A 14,447-nucleotide genomic window follows, 5' to 3' on the forward strand; every position below is an offset into this window, starting at 1 on the left:
CGGGACGCACCTCGGACGCGGGCCAGGACGTGTCCGGCGCCTCACATCTCAGGGGCTGCCGTCTCCCGCAGCTCGCCGCCGGCCAGCCGCAGCCACCGGTCGGTCCCGATCCGGGCGAGGAAGCGTTCGTCATGGCTGACCACGACGAACGCCCCCTGGTACGAGGCCAGCGCACTCTCCAGCTGCCCGACGCTGACCAGGTCGAGGTTGTTCGTCGGCTCGTCCAGGAGCAGCAGGTGCGGGGCCGGTTCGGCGCACAGCACACACGCGAGAGTGGCGCGCAGCCGCTCGCCGCCGGACAGTGCCCGTACCGGCAGGTGCGCCCGGGGGCCGCGGAAGAGGAAGCGGGCGAGCAGGTTCATCCGCTCCGCCTCCGTACGGTGCGGGGCGAACGCGGCGAAGTTCTCGGCCACGGTCAGGTCGAGGCTGAGCACGTCAAGGCGCTGTGAGAGGTAGGCGATCCGGCTGTCGGCCCGCCTGATCTGCCCCGCCTCGGGTTCCAGGCCGCCGTGCAGCAGGCGCAGCAGCGTGGTCTTGCCGACGCCGTTGGGGCCGGTCAGCGCGATGCGTTCGGGTCCCCGGATCGTCAGATCCACTCCGTCGGCGGCGAACAGGGGACGCTCGCCCCGGCTGACCTGGAGGCCCTCGCCCAGGAACAGGTTGCGGCCCGCGGGCACGTTGGTGTCGGGCAGGTCCAGCGTGATGCGCTGCTCGTCGCGTACGGCACGCCCCGCCTCGTCCAGGCGGGCCTTGGCCTCGCCGACCCGGGAGGCGTGCATCTGGCCCGCCCGGCCGGCGGACTCCTGGGCGCCGCGCTTCATGTTCCCGGCGAAGATGCGGGGCAGGCCCGCGTTCTTCAGGTTGCGGGAGGCGTTGCTCGCGCGGCGCTCGGCGCGCTCGCGGGCCTGCTGCAACTCCCGCTTCTCGCGCTTGAGTTCCTGCTCGGCGTTGCGGACGTTCTTCTCGGCCACCTCCTGCTCCGCCTGTACGGCCTCCTCGTACGCGGTGAAGTTGCCGCCGTACAGACGCAGCGCGCGCGGGTCGAGTTCGGCGATGCGGTCCATGCGGTCGAGCAGCGCACGGTCGTGACTGACCAGGAGCAGGCAGCCGTGCCAGTCCTCCAGCACGTCGTAGAGCTTGTGGCGCGCGTCGAGGTCCAGGTTGTTCGTGGGCTCGTCGAGGAGCAGGACATCGGGCCGCTTGAGCAACTGCGCGGCCAGGCCGAGCGAGACGATCTGGCCGCCGCTGAGCGTGCTCAGGCCGCGGTCGAGGGACAGGTCCGTGAGGCCGAGCCGGTCGAGCTGGGCACGGGTGCGTTCCTCGATGTCCCAGTCGTCGCCGATGGTCGCGAAGTGCTCCTCGCCCACGTCGCCGGACTCCACGGCGTCCAGGGCACGGATCACCTCGGCCACGCCCAGCACCTCGGCGACGGTGAGGCCGGCGGCGAGGGGGAGGCTCTGCGGGAGGTGGCCGAGGACGCCGGTCACGGTCACGGACCCGTCGGCCGGCCGCAGTTCACCGGCGATCAGCTTGAGCAGGGCGCTCTTGCCGGCGCCGTTGGGCGCCACCAGACCCGTGCGGCCGGTGCCCACGGTGAAGGAAAGGTCCTGGAAGACGGGGGTGTCGTCGGGCCAGGCGAAGGACAGGTTCGAGCAGACGACAGAAGCGTCGGACATGGGGATACCTCGGAGAAATGCCACGGGCACGGCAGACACCGGTGCCCGGGAAGGGCGAGCGGGAGGGCACGACAAGGCAGCCACCACGGCGGTGCGTCCACGCACCGGCCGGCGGCCGTCAGGTCCGGGTATCACCCGGAGATGTCGTCGTCACCCGCCACGGCTGCAGCTCCTCGATCCGAGATCACGTCATCGCCAGGCTAACACCCGTACCCGACCGCCGGGCGCGATTAATCCCCAGCTGGGCGTCGGAACGGCAGGCGCAGGGTCCTGCCCCCGCTCCCCGAAAGTGGACTTGCAGGTCCATTTTCGCCTTCCTAGGCTGCGCGCAGCTGGTAGCCGCGACGGGAATCCCCGCCCGCCCAGTCTCCGAGAAAGGCATGTCCCATGCGCGCCATACACATGGACCGGCACGGCGGCCCCGAGGTCTTGAACTGGAGCGAATTCCCCGACCCGGTTCCCGGAAAGGGGGAGGTGCTCGTACGGCTCGCCGTTGCGGGGGTGAACTTCATGGATGTCGGAGCCCGGAAGGCCGGCGGCCCCGGATGGGATGCGCCCGCGGTCCTCGGAGCCGAGGGAATGGGGTATGTGGCGGTCCTCGGTGACGACGTCGAGGAATTCGCCTTGGGGGACCGTGTCGCCTGGTTCTACCACCCCGGCAGTTATGCCGAGCTGCTCGCCATTCCCGGCAGCTCATTGGTCAAGGTGCCCGGCGAAGTGTCCGACGAGACCGCTGCCGCGGTGATGATGCAGGGCCTGACGGCCCATCACCTCACCTCCGAAACATACGACATTGGGGCCGGGGACACCGCTGTCGTGCACGCCGCGGCCGGTGGTGTCGGACTGCTGCTGACGCAGATGACCAAAGCCCGTGGCGGTCAGGTGATCGGGCTGGTGTCCCGGGAGGAAAAGGCGGCTGCCGCACGGGAAGCCGGCGCGGATCATGTGCTGGTCTCCAGCGGAGGCGGCTTCGAGCACCAGGTCAGGGAGCTGACGGGAGGCGAGGGAGCGCATGTGGTGTACGACGGTGGCGGCACCTCGACGTTCCTTTCCTCGCAGCGGGCCCTGCGCCCGCACGGAGTGCACGCTTACTACGGGCCTTTCATGGGTGTTCCGTCCATTGCCCCGACCGACCTGCCCAACAGTATCTTTCTGACGTATCCCGTGGTGCACCATCATGTGGCCACCCGTGAGGCGCTGGTCAGGCGCAGCGGCGAGGTTTTCGACCTGGTCCGGAAAGGACGGCTGGTCCCGCGGATCGGAGGGCGTTACGCACTGTCGGACGCCGGGCGGGCGCACGCCGATATCGAGTCCCGCCGGACCACCGGCAAGCTTCTGCTCGTACCCTGACCGCGCCGCCCGGCATCCAGACGACAGGGAGAACAGCATGCCGTTGACCCGCAAGGGAGCTGCCACCAGACAGCGCATCGTCGAGGGCGCGGCATCCGAGATGCGTCGGCTGGGCATCTTCTCCGTGACCCTCGAAGACGTCATGCGGCATACGGCGACCAGCAAGAGCCAGCTCTTCCACTATTTCCCCGGCGGAAAGGACGAGTTGCTGCTGGCCGTGGCCCGGTACGAGGCCTCCGGCGTGATCAGCGACCAGCAGCCGGAGCTGGGGTCGCTGCATTCGTGGGACGCCTGGCGGAATTGGCGTGACAAGGTCGTCGACCGGTATCGCAAGCAGGGCCCCAATTGCCCGGTCAACGCGGTCATGGGCCGGCTCGGTCCGACGACGGAGGGTGCCCGGGCCGTGGTGAAAGAGCTGTACGCCCAGTGGCAGGGCGAACTGGCCGCCGGTATCCGCAGTATGCAGAGCCAGGGCGAGATCGACGCCGCCCTGGACGCCGATCTCGCCGCCCGGGCTCTCCTGGCAGGGATTCAGGGCGGGGTGCTGATCCACATCACGACCGGCGGCATCGGGCACCTCGAAGCGGCTCTCGACCAGGGCATCGCGTTCCTGCGCCGTAGGGTGGCCGAGGTGTGATGCCTCGGCGGCCCGCCCCGCCCACCGGCCGGGGCGGGGGCCGCCGCGCTCAGGCCGTGCTGTGGTGGCGTTGCTCGTCGGGGAGCGTGGTGCGGTCCGCTTCGTCCTGGACGAGCAGGGAGAGCAGTGACGCCACGGTCAGGCCTGCTTCGGCCGGGTGGCGCAGCACCTTGCTCGGGTCGATCCGGTAGGTGTTGCTGCGCCCCTCACGGGTGTGGGAGAGGTAACCGTCGCGCTCCAGGTCCGCGATGATCTTCTGTACGGCGCGTTCGGTCAGCCGGCAGTGCGCCGCGATGTCGCGGATGCGGGCGCTGTGATCGTCGGCGATGGCCGCCAGCACCCGGGCGTGATTGGTCACAAACGTCCAGCCTGAGTGAGGTTCGGGCACCCCGTTGTTCGATTCGGTCAGTCCATCCATGCTCCAACTCTACCGACCGGGCATTCACGCGTCTCGATACACGCAATGATTTTCGTGTATTAGTTGACGGGTGTCTGTCGATGGGCGAGCCTGAGATGGACGGCGAACGAGCCGAGAACGACGGGAGAGCAAGGCCATGCCGGAAGCTAGGCACTGGGCGGCGTGCCTCCCCGAGGACGCCGCCGAAGGCAACGGGAGCGACGGGGCGGCCGCCGGGTCCCCGTCGCGCTTGTCGCTGGTCGACCCTTTCCAGGGCGGCCGCGTGGGCGTGGCGGTGCGAGGAGACCTGGACCTGAACTCCTGCCGGCTGATCGAACACGATCTGCACGAAGCCCTGAGTCGCTCGTCCCGGGGCATCGACCTGCACCTCGACGCCGTATCGTTCTGCGACTGCGGCGGCCTCAACATGCTGCTACGACTGCGTGCCCGGGCCGGCGCGCAGGACAAGACCGTCGTCATCCGCTCCGGCAGCCGGGCCGTCGAGCGGCTGCTGGAGCTGACCGAGGCCCGCGAGCTGTTCGCGCCGGCCGAACCCGGTGGGCACGCGAAACCGGGCCCGCACCCGGACTCGTACAGTGGCCACTTGGCGCTCTTCGCCGTCGACGGCTCGGTCCCGTACGAGGCTTCCGCAGCCGATCTGCCCACGGAGAACGCCCAGCTGCGCCGTGCCATGCAGACCCGCCCGGCCATCGACCTGGCCCGCGGCATCCTGATGGCCACGTTCACGCTCAGCCCGGAGGCTGCCTGGGCCGTACTGGTCAGCGCGTCCCAGAACACCAACATCAAGCTGCACCGTCTCGCTCAAGACCTGGTCGACAGTGTGCAGGGTTCCGCATTGCCCGAAGTGGTCCAGGGGCAGTTGGGAGCCGCGGTCGCCAAGGCGAGGGCGGCTCCGGCGCCGGAGTGGACGGACGGGCGTGTCGACGGCGGCCGGCACCAGCCGCATCGTTGACCTCCGGCGGTTCGCGTGGGTACGCGGCCGATGCCGTGCCGCCGCGACGGCCCGCCGGTACCTCCGAATGCAGCATCCGTACCGGGTTTCCTGTGTCATGTCCGGTGCGGACAGCCGCCCGCGAAGCCGCGTTACCGCACACTGGCGGCATGGACCACACCAGTCAGCCGGGGGCGGCGCCCTCGCAGAGGTTCCCGCCGCGGCCGGAGAGCGCGGCGCGGGCCCGCCGCTTCGTGCGGGCCGTTCTGGCCGACCATGCGCCGGATGTGGTGGAGGCCGCTGAACTGCTGGTCAGCGAGCTGGTGGCCAATGTGGTGCGCCATGCGCGGACGGAGGCCGAGGTGTCGGTCCGGACGTGCGGCGACGAGGTGCACGTACGCGTCGGTGACCGGCGGCCGTGCCGCCGGCTGACGCCGGGGGAGTCCGGCACGTACCCCGGTCCGGGACAGGGGCTGGCCGTCGTTGAACAGCTGGCCTCCCGGTACGGCGTCGACACCGACGACGAACGCAAGACCGTCTGGTTCGAGCTGTGGCGCGACGGCCGCCCGCCTCCGCCCTCCGCCTGGCACTCGGCCACGCCGTCCTGCGGCCCGACCCGTACGGTGACGCTCGTCGACCTCCCCGGCACGCTGTACCTGGCGTCCCGGAAGCACCAGTACGCACTGCTGAACGAGCTGACGCTCGCCGCGTCCGCCGGGGAGGACATCGGCGTACACCCCGAAGACCTCGCCGCCGCACACGATGTGCACAACGTGATCAGCGCCGCCGTGTCGGAAGCGCTGGAGGGGCAGCAGTCTTCGGTCGCCCACGTCCACTCGCTGAGCGTCGCCCTCCCGGCGGGCATCGCGCGGGCCGTACGGACCCTGGGGCACGTGCTCGACGTGGCCGAGGAAGCGGCCCGGGACGAGCGCCTCCTCACCTGGCCGTCGCTCCCCCAGATCCGCGTCTTCCGCCGCTGGCTGCTCGACCAGATCATCCGCCGGCTCACCGGCGGGGCCGGCACCGCCTGGACGATGGTCCCCCGCGAACCGAGCGCCAGCCCCTCGGAACTGGTGCCCTGGGACGCCAGCCATGTACGGGCCAGCAGGGTGCCCACCATCGCGGCCGACGACGAGAACCGGATCATCGTGGCCAACGGTCCGGCCGTCGACATGCTGGGCTGGCAGGAGGACGAACTCGTCGGCCGGCGGCTCACCGTACTGATCCCGGAGCACCTGAGGGAACGCCACGTCGAGGCGTTCACCCGCCTGCTGCTCACCGGCCGGCCGCACATCCTCGGCCGCTCCGTACCGCTTCCGGCGCTGCACCGGGACGGCCGGCTGGTCCCCATCCGGCTGTTCATCCAGACCCAGGTGACGGCTGACGGCCGTACCGTCTACGTCGCCCAGCTCGCCCCCAGGACCGCCCCGCCCGTCCCCGCGCCCCTGGCCCTGGTCGGAGAGAGCCAGGCCACTGCCCCGCAGCAGCCTGACGGACCGGAGCAGTCCGGCGGTCCGGAGCTGCCCGACGACCCGCAGCGCGTCACGGCACGGGGCGGCGACGAGGCCGACAGCCCGGCCCGGGAACGCCGGCTGCTGGCCGACATCGGCGAGTCACTGAGCAGCACCCCGAACCTGGACGAGGGCCTGCAACGCGTCTGCAAGATCCTGACCCAGCGACTGGCCGACTGGTGCGTGGTGGACCTGCTCGACGAAGGCGACCTGCTGGAGCGGTACTGCGTCGCGCACCACAGCTCCACGGAACTGCCCGCCGAGGCGTACGCGGGCAGGCTGCCCCCGGTGACCGGGGCCGCGCGGGGGCCGCTGGCCCGGGTGCTGCGCGGAGCCGGACCGCTGCTGCTCGAAGGCCCGTCGCCGAGCCGGTCCGAGAGCAAGCTCGACGCCCACGACCGCGAACTGTTCGAACAGGTGGGGGCGAACAGCGCGGTCATCGCCCCGCTGCGGACCCGCGGAGCCGTCTTCGGCGCCCTGACCCTGATCCGCACCGGCGCGGAACGGCCGTTCACCGAGGAATCGCTGCCGCTCATCGGCGACCTGGTCCGCAGCCTCGCGCTTGGCGTCGAACACGCCCGCCTGTACCAGGAGACCCGGCACATCGCCGAGCGTCTCCAGCGTTCCCTGCTGCCCGTACTGCCCGAGATCCAGCACCTGCGGATGGCCGCCCGCTACGCGCCCTCCTCCACCACCGCGCAGATCGGCGGCGACTGGTACGACAGCTTCGTCGTCCCCGGCGGCCGGACCGCCGTGGTCATCGGTGACGTCACCGGGCACGACCTGGAGGCCGCCGTCGCCATGAGCCAGCTGCGCAGCATGCTGCGCGGCATCGCCATCGACCGTCAGGAACCGCCCGAAGAAGTCCTGCGCCGTCTGGACGTCGCGAACCACAGCCTGTCCCAGGAGGCCACCGCCACCTGCATCTACGGTCTGGTCACCGGCTCCGAGGACGGGCCCTGGGAGCTGCACCACTCCTCCGCCGGGCACCTGCCGCCGCTGCTGACGACCAGGGAGGGCGAGGCGCGCTACCTGGAGGCGGGTTCGGGCCTGCTGCTGGGCATGGAACCCGACATGCCCCGCCCCAGCGCCACCGACCCGATCCCGGCCCACGCCACCGTCCTGCTCTACACCGACGGTCTGATCGAACGCCGCGACGAGAACCTCGACCACGCCATGGACCGGCTCCGCCGGCACGCCGCCGCCCTGGCGGACGAACCCCTCGACGTCTTCTGCGACGAACTGCTCATCGCCCTGAGCGCCGACAGCGACGACGACATCGCGCTGCTCGCCTTCCGCCCGGTGCCACGCGACTGACCGGGGGCCGCGGGCGACGGGGTGCCGGATGGTCACCATTCCGCTACCCCTCCCGCCCCCCGCTCACGGTGAGAAATACACCCCGGGCGGCACCCCGACCACCCGCCGGAACGCCGCCACGAACGCGCTCGGTGACGCGTACCCCACCCGGGAGGCCACCGCCGCCACCGTCGCACCGCCCGCCAGCAGCGGCATCGCGGTCTGGAGGCGGGTCCGGGTGCGCCACTGCCCGAAGGGCATCCCGGTCTCCGCGGTGAACGCGCGGGCCAGCGTCCGCGCGCTCGCGCCCACCTCCGTGCCCCACTCCGCCAGCGTCCGGTCGTCCGCCGGACGCGTCCGCAGGGCGTCCGCGACGCGGCGTGCCCGGTCGTCGCGGGGCAGCGGCGCCAGCACCGTCGCCACCGACACCGGGCGCAGCTGGTCGAGTACGACCGCCTCCGCACGCTCCCGGGACTCTGCCGGCAGGCCCTCGTCCGCCAGGTAGGCGATCAGCTCGCGCAACAGGGGCGAGACGCCCACGACGGTGGGGGCCGACCAGCGCACCGGACAGCTGCCGGGCGCGTAATACAGGCTCCGGCCCTTGACCGGTCCGGAAGCGCCCGTCGCATGTTCGGTGCCGGCCGGTATCCACAGCGCCATGGTCGGCGGCAGGACCCAGGCGTTGCCCCGGGCGCGTACGGCGATGACTCCCTCTTCCGCCCAGGCCAGCTGGTGTGTCGCATGCCAGTGCCGCCCGTACCACTGGCCGTCGTCGACCACGAAGCTGCCGACGACCACCGCCGCTTCCGGAACCCCGTCACCCGGTACGAGATGTCCGTATCGCGACAAGATGTGTCGCCCTACCTCGTGGTGGACGTCGTCCGCGCTTTCTAGCATCGCCGCATGGCCTCCATGAATCGCTTGCACCAGTGGATCTGCAGTTCCGACAGGTGGGCACGAGGGGTGGAGCAGAACCTGCTGCCCTGGGCCCTCGACGGAGTCGAACTCGGCACCGGGACCCTGGAGATCGGGCCCGGTTACGGCGCCACCACGCGCGTCCTCACGCGCCGCGCACCGGGTCACCTCAGTGTCCTCGAAGTCGACGCGGAGTTCGCCAAGAAACTTCAGAACACGTACGGGGGGCAGGTCGAAGTCGTCCACGGCGACGGCTCGTCGATGCCGTTCCCCGACGACACCTTCGACGCCGTCGTGTGCTTCACCATGCTGCACCACGTGCCGTCCCCGGAACAGCAGGACCGCCTCTTCGCCGAGGCCCGGCGGGTGCTGCGCCCCGGCGGCGTCTTCGCCGGCTGCGACGGCCGCGCGAGTACGGCCTTCCGTCTGCTGCACCTGGGCGACACCTACGTACCCGTACCGCCGGAAACCCTGCCCCGGCGGCTGCGCGCCGCCGGGTTCGGCGAGGCCGAGGTCACCCTTGGAAAGGGCAGGTTCCGATTCCGCGCCGTACGGGCCTGAGCGGGTCCACGCGTGCCGGGCCCCGGTTGATGTCGACTCTGAGCGCGGCGAGGCCGGCCCATTGCGGGCGTAGCTGTGCCGGGGCGGTGCGGGTGAAGACGCTCAGGTGCGGGCCGGTCCGGCGGGCCAGTTCCAAGGCTTCCGACCAGGCCGTGAATGCGAGGAGCGTGGCACTCGGGCCGACGGGAGTGCGGAGCAGGTGCGGGAAGCTGTTCAGGGGAGCGCGCAGGATGACGGGTTGCGTGGGGTGAGGTGTCTGCGGGCGCGGGGAGTGTCCCCGGGTGGTTGATGCGCCCCGGGCTGGGGCGGAGTTCATCCAGGCGAGGTAGCGGTGGCGTTGCAGTTCCTCGGGCAGTACGGATACCGGCACAAAATCCTCGGTCTCGCGGGTGAGGTGATGTACGAACTGCGGCATGAGGCTTTTGTGCACCGCCACCAGGGGAGTTGCAGTGCATCCGCGGCCTGCCCGGGTGAAGCAGGCGTCGATCGTTGCCCGTGCGGCGGTCTTGGCGTTTCCGTCGTGTCGCAGCACCAGGAGGCCGGGTGGGTGAACGGTCGCCCCGGGGCAGCACCGCGGTGCCACGGCGTCCGCGTGCTCGGCGAGTACCGCGTGGATATCGGCGCGCGCGTCATCGGCTGCGTCGTGTACCGCCAACTGCCATACGTGGTACGGGAGACCGGCCTCCCGGGCCGCTCTGTGAACCGCCAGGGCGAGCAGCGCGCTGCGGTGGTCGGCCTCGGTGACCACCGCGACGCCGCTCAGCAGTGCGGGAAGTGCTCCTTCGAGGAGCGATACCAGTGGGCGGGCGTCGTCCACGTCCGAGACGACCACCGCCGGACGTGGCGTCCGGCTGTTCGGGGTGTGGCGCCGACGGCCCGCCCGTGGGCGGGCAGCTGTGGCAAGGGCGCGCAATGACCGTACGAAGTGGTCTGTTTCGGGTTCGGCGTCCGGAATGCCCAGGCCGCACAAGGGCGACAGGACGGTGAGGAAAGAGCCGCGACGGGCAGTGACGGCTTCCCGGAATCGCCTGCCCCAGCGTGCCCGCTCGGCTGCGGGCACCATGCTCCACGACCGGCCCGCCTGCCGGGCCCGTACGACCGCTGCGCGCGCCTGACGGGGTGATGACAGCGGTACCCACAGCAGAGGCTGCCCGGAGAAGGCGTCGGTCACCTGAGCACGGCTTTCGGCTGTGACGCTGAGACCGCAGTCGGCCAGGGCCCGCGGCATCGGCAGTGACGGGCTGAGCAACTGGTGCAGTGCGTGAGGGGGTATCAGGACGGCCTGCCGGTGGTGACGAGGCCGGGCGCCCGCAGGGTGGTGTCCACGGTCTGCGGCGGAGGCGGGTCGGTGCACCAGGATGGCAGGTGTACGCCCGCGAAGCGCAGCTGGGCCAGCCGGCTGTGGTACGCCGCTCCCCGCAGCAGCGCGTCCGCCACCTCGGCCACGTGCCGGTTCTCCGGCGCGCTCCACGAGGTGTCCCGTACCCACTCGTTGAAGGCTCCCATCGCCGGGCCGCACCAGATCTGGAAGTCGCCCTGCCGGTCCCCGTCTCCGCTCGTCGCCCAGCGGGAGGAGAGCCCCAGGTACCAGCGGAAGAGCAGCGCCATACGGAGCCGGGGGTCGTACCGGGCCTGCTCGGCCCGTTCGGGCCGGTGGCGTTCCAGGTACGCGGACACCTCGGGCCACATCGCGTCCAGGGGGCTGCGGAAGACGTCGCGTTCGAGCCGGGAGCGGTCCGGGGCGGGGAGGTCTTCGAGGGACGCGTGCTCGCGGTAGAGGCGGTGGAGCCATGCGGCGCGGCCGGGAAAGAGCGTGCCGCGCTTGAGGACCTGGACGTCCACGCCCATCTCGAACATGTCGGCCGACGGCGCCATGATGTAGTCGCTGACCCCGGCACCGGCCAGAAGCGCCTTGGCCGCCGGGGACGTGCCGGCTTCCACGCATGCCTGGTTGACCGATCCGGTGACGATGTAGTCGGCGCCCAGCGCGAACGCGGCGAAGGCGGCCTGGGGTGTTCCGATGCCGCCTGCCGCGCCGACGCCCGCCGCGCCGCCGGGCCGGCCGGCGCGGGCCTCCCCGTCGCGTAGCGCCAGGATGAGCGGGAGTTGCGTCACCAGTGGTCGGCGGTCGGTGTGCCCGGCCGAGTCCGCTTCGACGGTGATGTCGTCCGCCAGGGGCACGCGGGCGGCCAGCCGGGCCTGCTCGGCCGACAGCGCGCCCTGACGCTCCAGCTCGGCTACCAGCTCGGCGGGCGCGGGGCGCAGGAAGAACGCGGCCGTGGCGGCCTGGGACACCTTGGCGATCACCCGGTGCTCCGCCGCCACGGCCCCGTCGCGGCCGCTCCGCAGACCGGCGGCGCGGAAACGCACCAGGTCGACGGTGGGCGCCAGGAACGCGGACGCCTCGATGCAGCACACGCCGTGGCGCAGGTAGATGTCGACGGTTTCCCGCTCGGCGCGGGGCGCGGCCGGCTGGTGGATCAGATTGGCGGCCCAGGCAGTTCCCGGCAGCTGCCGCCCGAGTTCGCGTACGGCCCGTTCGACGCGCGCGGGCTCCAGTCCGGCGGCGCCGAAGGAGGCCAGGCAGCCGGCCCGGGCCAGGGCCACGACCAACTGCTCCGAGGCGATGCCGCCGGCCATGGCTCCTGCCATGTAGGGCTGCCGCACCGCGTGGCGCCGCAGGAAGGCGGCCGATCCCAGCAGCCGGGGGTCGGCCGGTGCCGCCGCCGCGAGGACGTCGACTCCCGAACCGGGGCGCGGCCGCTGGTTGGTGGCGCCGATCCGGCCCTGTACGCGTACCACGTAGCAGGGCCGGTCCAGCGTGGCCAGGGCCCCGCGGATACCGGCACGGTCGACCTGCGCCCCGGTCATGCGCGAGCCTCCTCGTCCTGGTGGCCGGGGGTGTGCAGCGCGATGCCGTGCACCGCGTAGATGCGCAGGCCGTCGCGCCAGACGCTGCCGTCGGCCACCGCGACCAGGCCGTCGTGGCCGCGGCGGAGTTCCCGTACGTGCAGCTCTGCCTGGATCTCCTGATGGTGGGACATGACCTGGCCGCGGTACGTCCAGCGCAGTTCCGCCCCGGGTGCCGGGACGAGTCCGGCTGCCTGGTCCTCGGACAGGGCTCCGGAGTGCACCAGGTGGAAGCCGAGCGCCTGGCAGAGCAGCTCCACCCCGCAGGACCCGGGCAGCACGGGGTCGTCACGGAAGTGCTGCCCGAAGTACCAGTCGTCCGCGTCCACGGCCTTGGTCAGGTGGAGGTAGCCGAGCCCGTGCAGTCCGCCGTCCGGGACCAGGGTGCAGGTGGCACCGGCCAGCAGCGCGAGACGGCCGTGCGCCGGGCGCGCCCCGGCCCCCGCGTCCAGGTGCCGTGCTCCCGGAGGAGGCGCTTCCCGGCCGGACAGCCATGGTCCGACCCGCTGACCGCCGTCCAGCCCCTGCTGTTCCGCGAGGAACGGCAGGGTGAGGAAGCCGTGCACGGTCTCCCCGCGCTGGAAGACCTCACCCGCCACCTCCTGCTCGAAGGCGTACCGCTGGAGCACCGCTCCGGGCACCGGCGTGTGCGCGAGCAGGGTGGTGCGCTGGCGTACGGTGCGTCCGCACAGTTCGACCGGGTGCAGCAGGCGGCTGTGCCCGTCGAGGTTGCGGACGGTGAAATCCTCGCCGGGGTGTGCCAGCCCGGCCCCCAGCGCGGCCCCGAAGAACGCCGCCGCCTGCAGGGCGCTCTCCATGTGGGCGAACCAGGGGAAGGCGCCGCCGTTCTCCCGTACGTACCAAGGGATTCCGGGAACGTCGTACTCGGTGACGCAGGCCGTACCGACCGGGTAACTGCCCGTGGGCGGCGGTACGGTCACCAGGCGGTCGAGCATCAGCATGTCGCCGCGCGGCAGGCGCGGACGCACCCGTGCGGCGGAAGACCGGGCGGCGGGCCCGTACGCGACGGCCAGGTCGCCGTCGGAAGAGTGCGCCATGTGCAGCTCATGCGCGTACGTCGGCTCGCCGAGACTGGAACGCCGGCCGGAACCGGCGGTGCCCGTAGGAGTGACGGCGGAGCCCGGCGCTTCCCGGAGGGACACCCCTGCGCCGCGCACCTCGGCCACGGCGCCGGGCGTGCCGGTCAGCCGGACATCGGCCACGAGGTGGGGACGCGGGACGAGCCCGACCGCGGTGACATCGGCCTCCAGCGTGAGCGGTCCGGCGAGCCCGGCGGGGTCCGTGATCCGGACGTCGGCCGGCGCGCCGAGCAGCGGATGGACGTACGGAGCGGGCAGGCACAGGTGCAGACCCTCGTGCAGGGCGTGCACCTGCAAGGCTTGCCAGGCGGCACCGGCCAGGTCGGCCCAGCTCCGGACCGTGCCGCGGGCAGGGGGGACGGCGGCCGTGATGTGCCCGAGGCCGTGGCGGCCGGTCCCGGTGCCCGACAGGACGGTTTCGCCGAGCAGGTGCAGCCCGGTCAGTTCGCACCAGCCCGCGTGGACGGCCGGATCCTCCGGCCCGTGGGCGGCACCGAAGACCTCGGCGATCCGCCCCGACGCGAGCGCCGTCAGATATGCGCGGGTCAGGCGGTGGCGGGAGGTACGGGCCAGTGGCCGCCACTGCGGAGGGCAAGCGGGGGAGGGCAGCTGGTCGTCCGTCTCCGGGACGGCTGTCCGGTGTGCCTCGGCGAGGAGGCTGCCGTCCCGCCGCATGGCCCAACCGGGCGACACCGGGCCGGAACGGGGCCGGACCTGGAGGCTGTCCGCGGTCCTTGGCGGCTCCTGGTGCCAGGTCAGCCGGATGCGTACGGGCCCGGGCTGCGCCGGATCGCTCAGCGCGACGGCGCGTTCACCGGCGTCGAGGGCCGCTGTCGCTGTACCGGTGGGCAGGTGATCAGTGGTGGGCGGCCCGACGCCATTCCCGGTGGGCTGTCCGGTGCCCGCCAGCATCCAGTTCTGCAGCATCTGGTGGGCGCGGAGGGTGGCTCGGTGCGCCGCGTGGGTCAGTTCGGCGAGGTCGGGAGAGGGGACGCCGCCGCCCGGAGCCACCGTAGGCGGAGGGGCGTCGGCCGTCGCCGTCGTGGCGGGGCCGGGCGCCTCCTCGGGCCACCACGGGATGACACCGGCCGGGCCGTCGAATGCGAGGTCGTCCATGGCTGCCGTCCGTTCCGGGGCGGATG

General features: G+C 72.1%; 11 protein-coding genes. 5 read left to right on the plus strand and 6 right to left on the minus strand.

Going from position 1 to position 14,447, the window contains the following annotated elements; all coding sequences use genetic code 11:
• Positions 1-41: 41 nt before the first annotated feature.
• Positions 42-1,676, minus strand: coding sequence for a ribosomal protection-like ABC-F family protein (gene abc-f / locus ACZ53K_RS23685; RefSeq protein WP_468840005.1), 1,635 nt, complete (start codon positions 1,674-1,676; stop codon positions 42-44).
• A 387-nt stretch (positions 1,677-2,063) separates the two neighbouring features.
• Here abc-f and ACZ53K_RS23690 point away from each other — a divergent pair, with 387 nt between their 5' ends.
• Positions 2,064-3,026, plus strand: coding sequence for a quinone oxidoreductase family protein (locus ACZ53K_RS23690; protein ID WP_468840008.1), 963 nt, complete (start codon positions 2,064-2,066; stop codon positions 3,024-3,026).
• Between the two features lie 37 nt (positions 3,027-3,063).
• The gene (locus ACZ53K_RS23695) at positions 3,064-3,663 is read left to right on the plus strand and encodes a TetR/AcrR family transcriptional regulator (protein ID WP_468840011.1); all 600 of its coding nucleotides are present in this window, start codon (positions 3,064-3,066) and stop codon (positions 3,661-3,663) included.
• Between the two features lie 49 nt (positions 3,664-3,712).
• On the opposite strand, the gene ACZ53K_RS23700 is transcribed toward ACZ53K_RS23695, so the two are convergent.
• Positions 3,713-4,081 (minus strand): helix-turn-helix transcriptional regulator, encoded by a 369-nt coding sequence (locus tag ACZ53K_RS23700; protein ID WP_468840014.1) that lies wholly within the window; start codon positions 4,079-4,081, stop codon positions 3,713-3,715.
• 136 nt (positions 4,082-4,217) lie between these two features.
• Here ACZ53K_RS23700 and ACZ53K_RS23705 point away from each other — a divergent pair, with 136 nt between their 5' ends.
• The gene (locus ACZ53K_RS23705) at positions 4,218-5,033 is read left to right on the plus strand and encodes an ANTAR domain-containing protein (RefSeq protein WP_468840017.1); all 816 of its coding nucleotides are present in this window, start codon (positions 4,218-4,220) and stop codon (positions 5,031-5,033) included.
• Between the two features lie 149 nt (positions 5,034-5,182).
• Complete coding sequence (locus ACZ53K_RS23710) at positions 5,183-7,840, plus strand: SpoIIE family protein phosphatase (RefSeq protein WP_468840019.1); 2,658 nt, start codon at positions 5,183-5,185, stop codon at positions 7,838-7,840.
• Between the two features lie 63 nt (positions 7,841-7,903).
• Here the strand turns inward: ACZ53K_RS23710 and ACZ53K_RS23715 are convergent, their stop codons facing one another.
• Entirely contained in the window at positions 7,904-8,668 is a 765-nt protein-coding gene (locus tag ACZ53K_RS23715; RefSeq protein WP_468840022.1) for an AraC family transcriptional regulator, read from the minus strand.
• A 114-nt stretch (positions 8,669-8,782) separates the two neighbouring features.
• Between ACZ53K_RS23715 and ACZ53K_RS23720 the strand changes: the two genes are divergently transcribed.
• A complete protein-coding gene (locus ACZ53K_RS23720; protein ID WP_468840025.1) occupies positions 8,783-9,295 on the plus strand; it encodes a class I SAM-dependent methyltransferase in 513 nt (170 codons plus the stop codon).
• Here ACZ53K_RS23720 and ACZ53K_RS23725 read toward each other — a convergent pair.
• The 3 genes from ACZ53K_RS23725 to ACZ53K_RS23735 all read right to left on the minus strand — a co-directional run bounded on the left by ACZ53K_RS23725 (position 9,249) and on the right by ACZ53K_RS23735 (position 14,421).
• The gene (locus ACZ53K_RS23725; protein WP_468840028.1) at positions 9,249-10,466 is read right to left on the minus strand and encodes an aldehyde dehydrogenase family protein; all 1,218 of its coding nucleotides are present in this window, start codon (positions 10,464-10,466) and stop codon (positions 9,249-9,251) included. The two genes, ACZ53K_RS23720 and ACZ53K_RS23725, sit on opposite strands and share 47 nt — an antisense overlap.
• A gap of 101 nt (positions 10,467-10,567) precedes the next feature.
• Positions 10,568-12,166 (minus strand): PfaD family polyunsaturated fatty acid/polyketide biosynthesis protein, encoded by a 1,599-nt coding sequence (locus tag ACZ53K_RS23730; RefSeq protein ID WP_468840031.1) that lies wholly within the window; start codon positions 12,164-12,166, stop codon positions 10,568-10,570.
• Positions 12,163-14,421: a 3-hydroxyacyl-ACP dehydratase gene (locus ACZ53K_RS23735; RefSeq protein ID WP_468840033.1), complete on the minus strand. Its 2,259-nt coding sequence runs from the start codon at positions 14,419-14,421 to the stop codon at positions 12,163-12,165. Before ACZ53K_RS23735 ends, ACZ53K_RS23730 begins: the two co-directional genes overlap by 4 nt.
• Positions 14,422-14,447: the final 26 nt, after the last annotated feature.

The sequence above is a fragment of the Streptomyces sp. NPDC033221 genome (assembly GCF_055577005.1).

Coding starts and splice junctions, on each gene's coding strand:
- ACZ53K_RS23695 (WP_468840011.1), top strand. CDS start 3,064: ATGCCGTTGACCCGCAAGGGAGCTGCCACCAGACAGCGCATCGTCGAG.
- ACZ53K_RS23735 (WP_468840033.1), bottom strand. CDS start 14,421: ATGGACGACCTCGCATTCGACGGCCCGGCCGGTGTCATCCCGTGGTGG.
- abc-f (WP_468840005.1), bottom strand. CDS start 1,676: ATGTCCGACGCTTCTGTCGTCTGCTCGAACCTGTCCTTCGCCTGGCCC.
- ACZ53K_RS23705 (WP_468840017.1), top strand. CDS start 4,218: ATGCCGGAAGCTAGGCACTGGGCGGCGTGCCTCCCCGAGGACGCCGCC.
- ACZ53K_RS23710 (WP_468840019.1), top strand. CDS start 5,183: ATGGACCACACCAGTCAGCCGGGGGCGGCGCCCTCGCAGAGGTTCCCG.
- ACZ53K_RS23730 (WP_468840031.1), bottom strand. CDS start 12,166: ATGACCGGGGCGCAGGTCGACCGTGCCGGTATCCGCGGGGCCCTGGCC.
- ACZ53K_RS23690 (WP_468840008.1), top strand. CDS start 2,064: ATGCGCGCCATACACATGGACCGGCACGGCGGCCCCGAGGTCTTGAAC.
- ACZ53K_RS23700 (WP_468840014.1), bottom strand. CDS start 4,081: ATGGATGGACTGACCGAATCGAACAACGGGGTGCCCGAACCTCACTCA.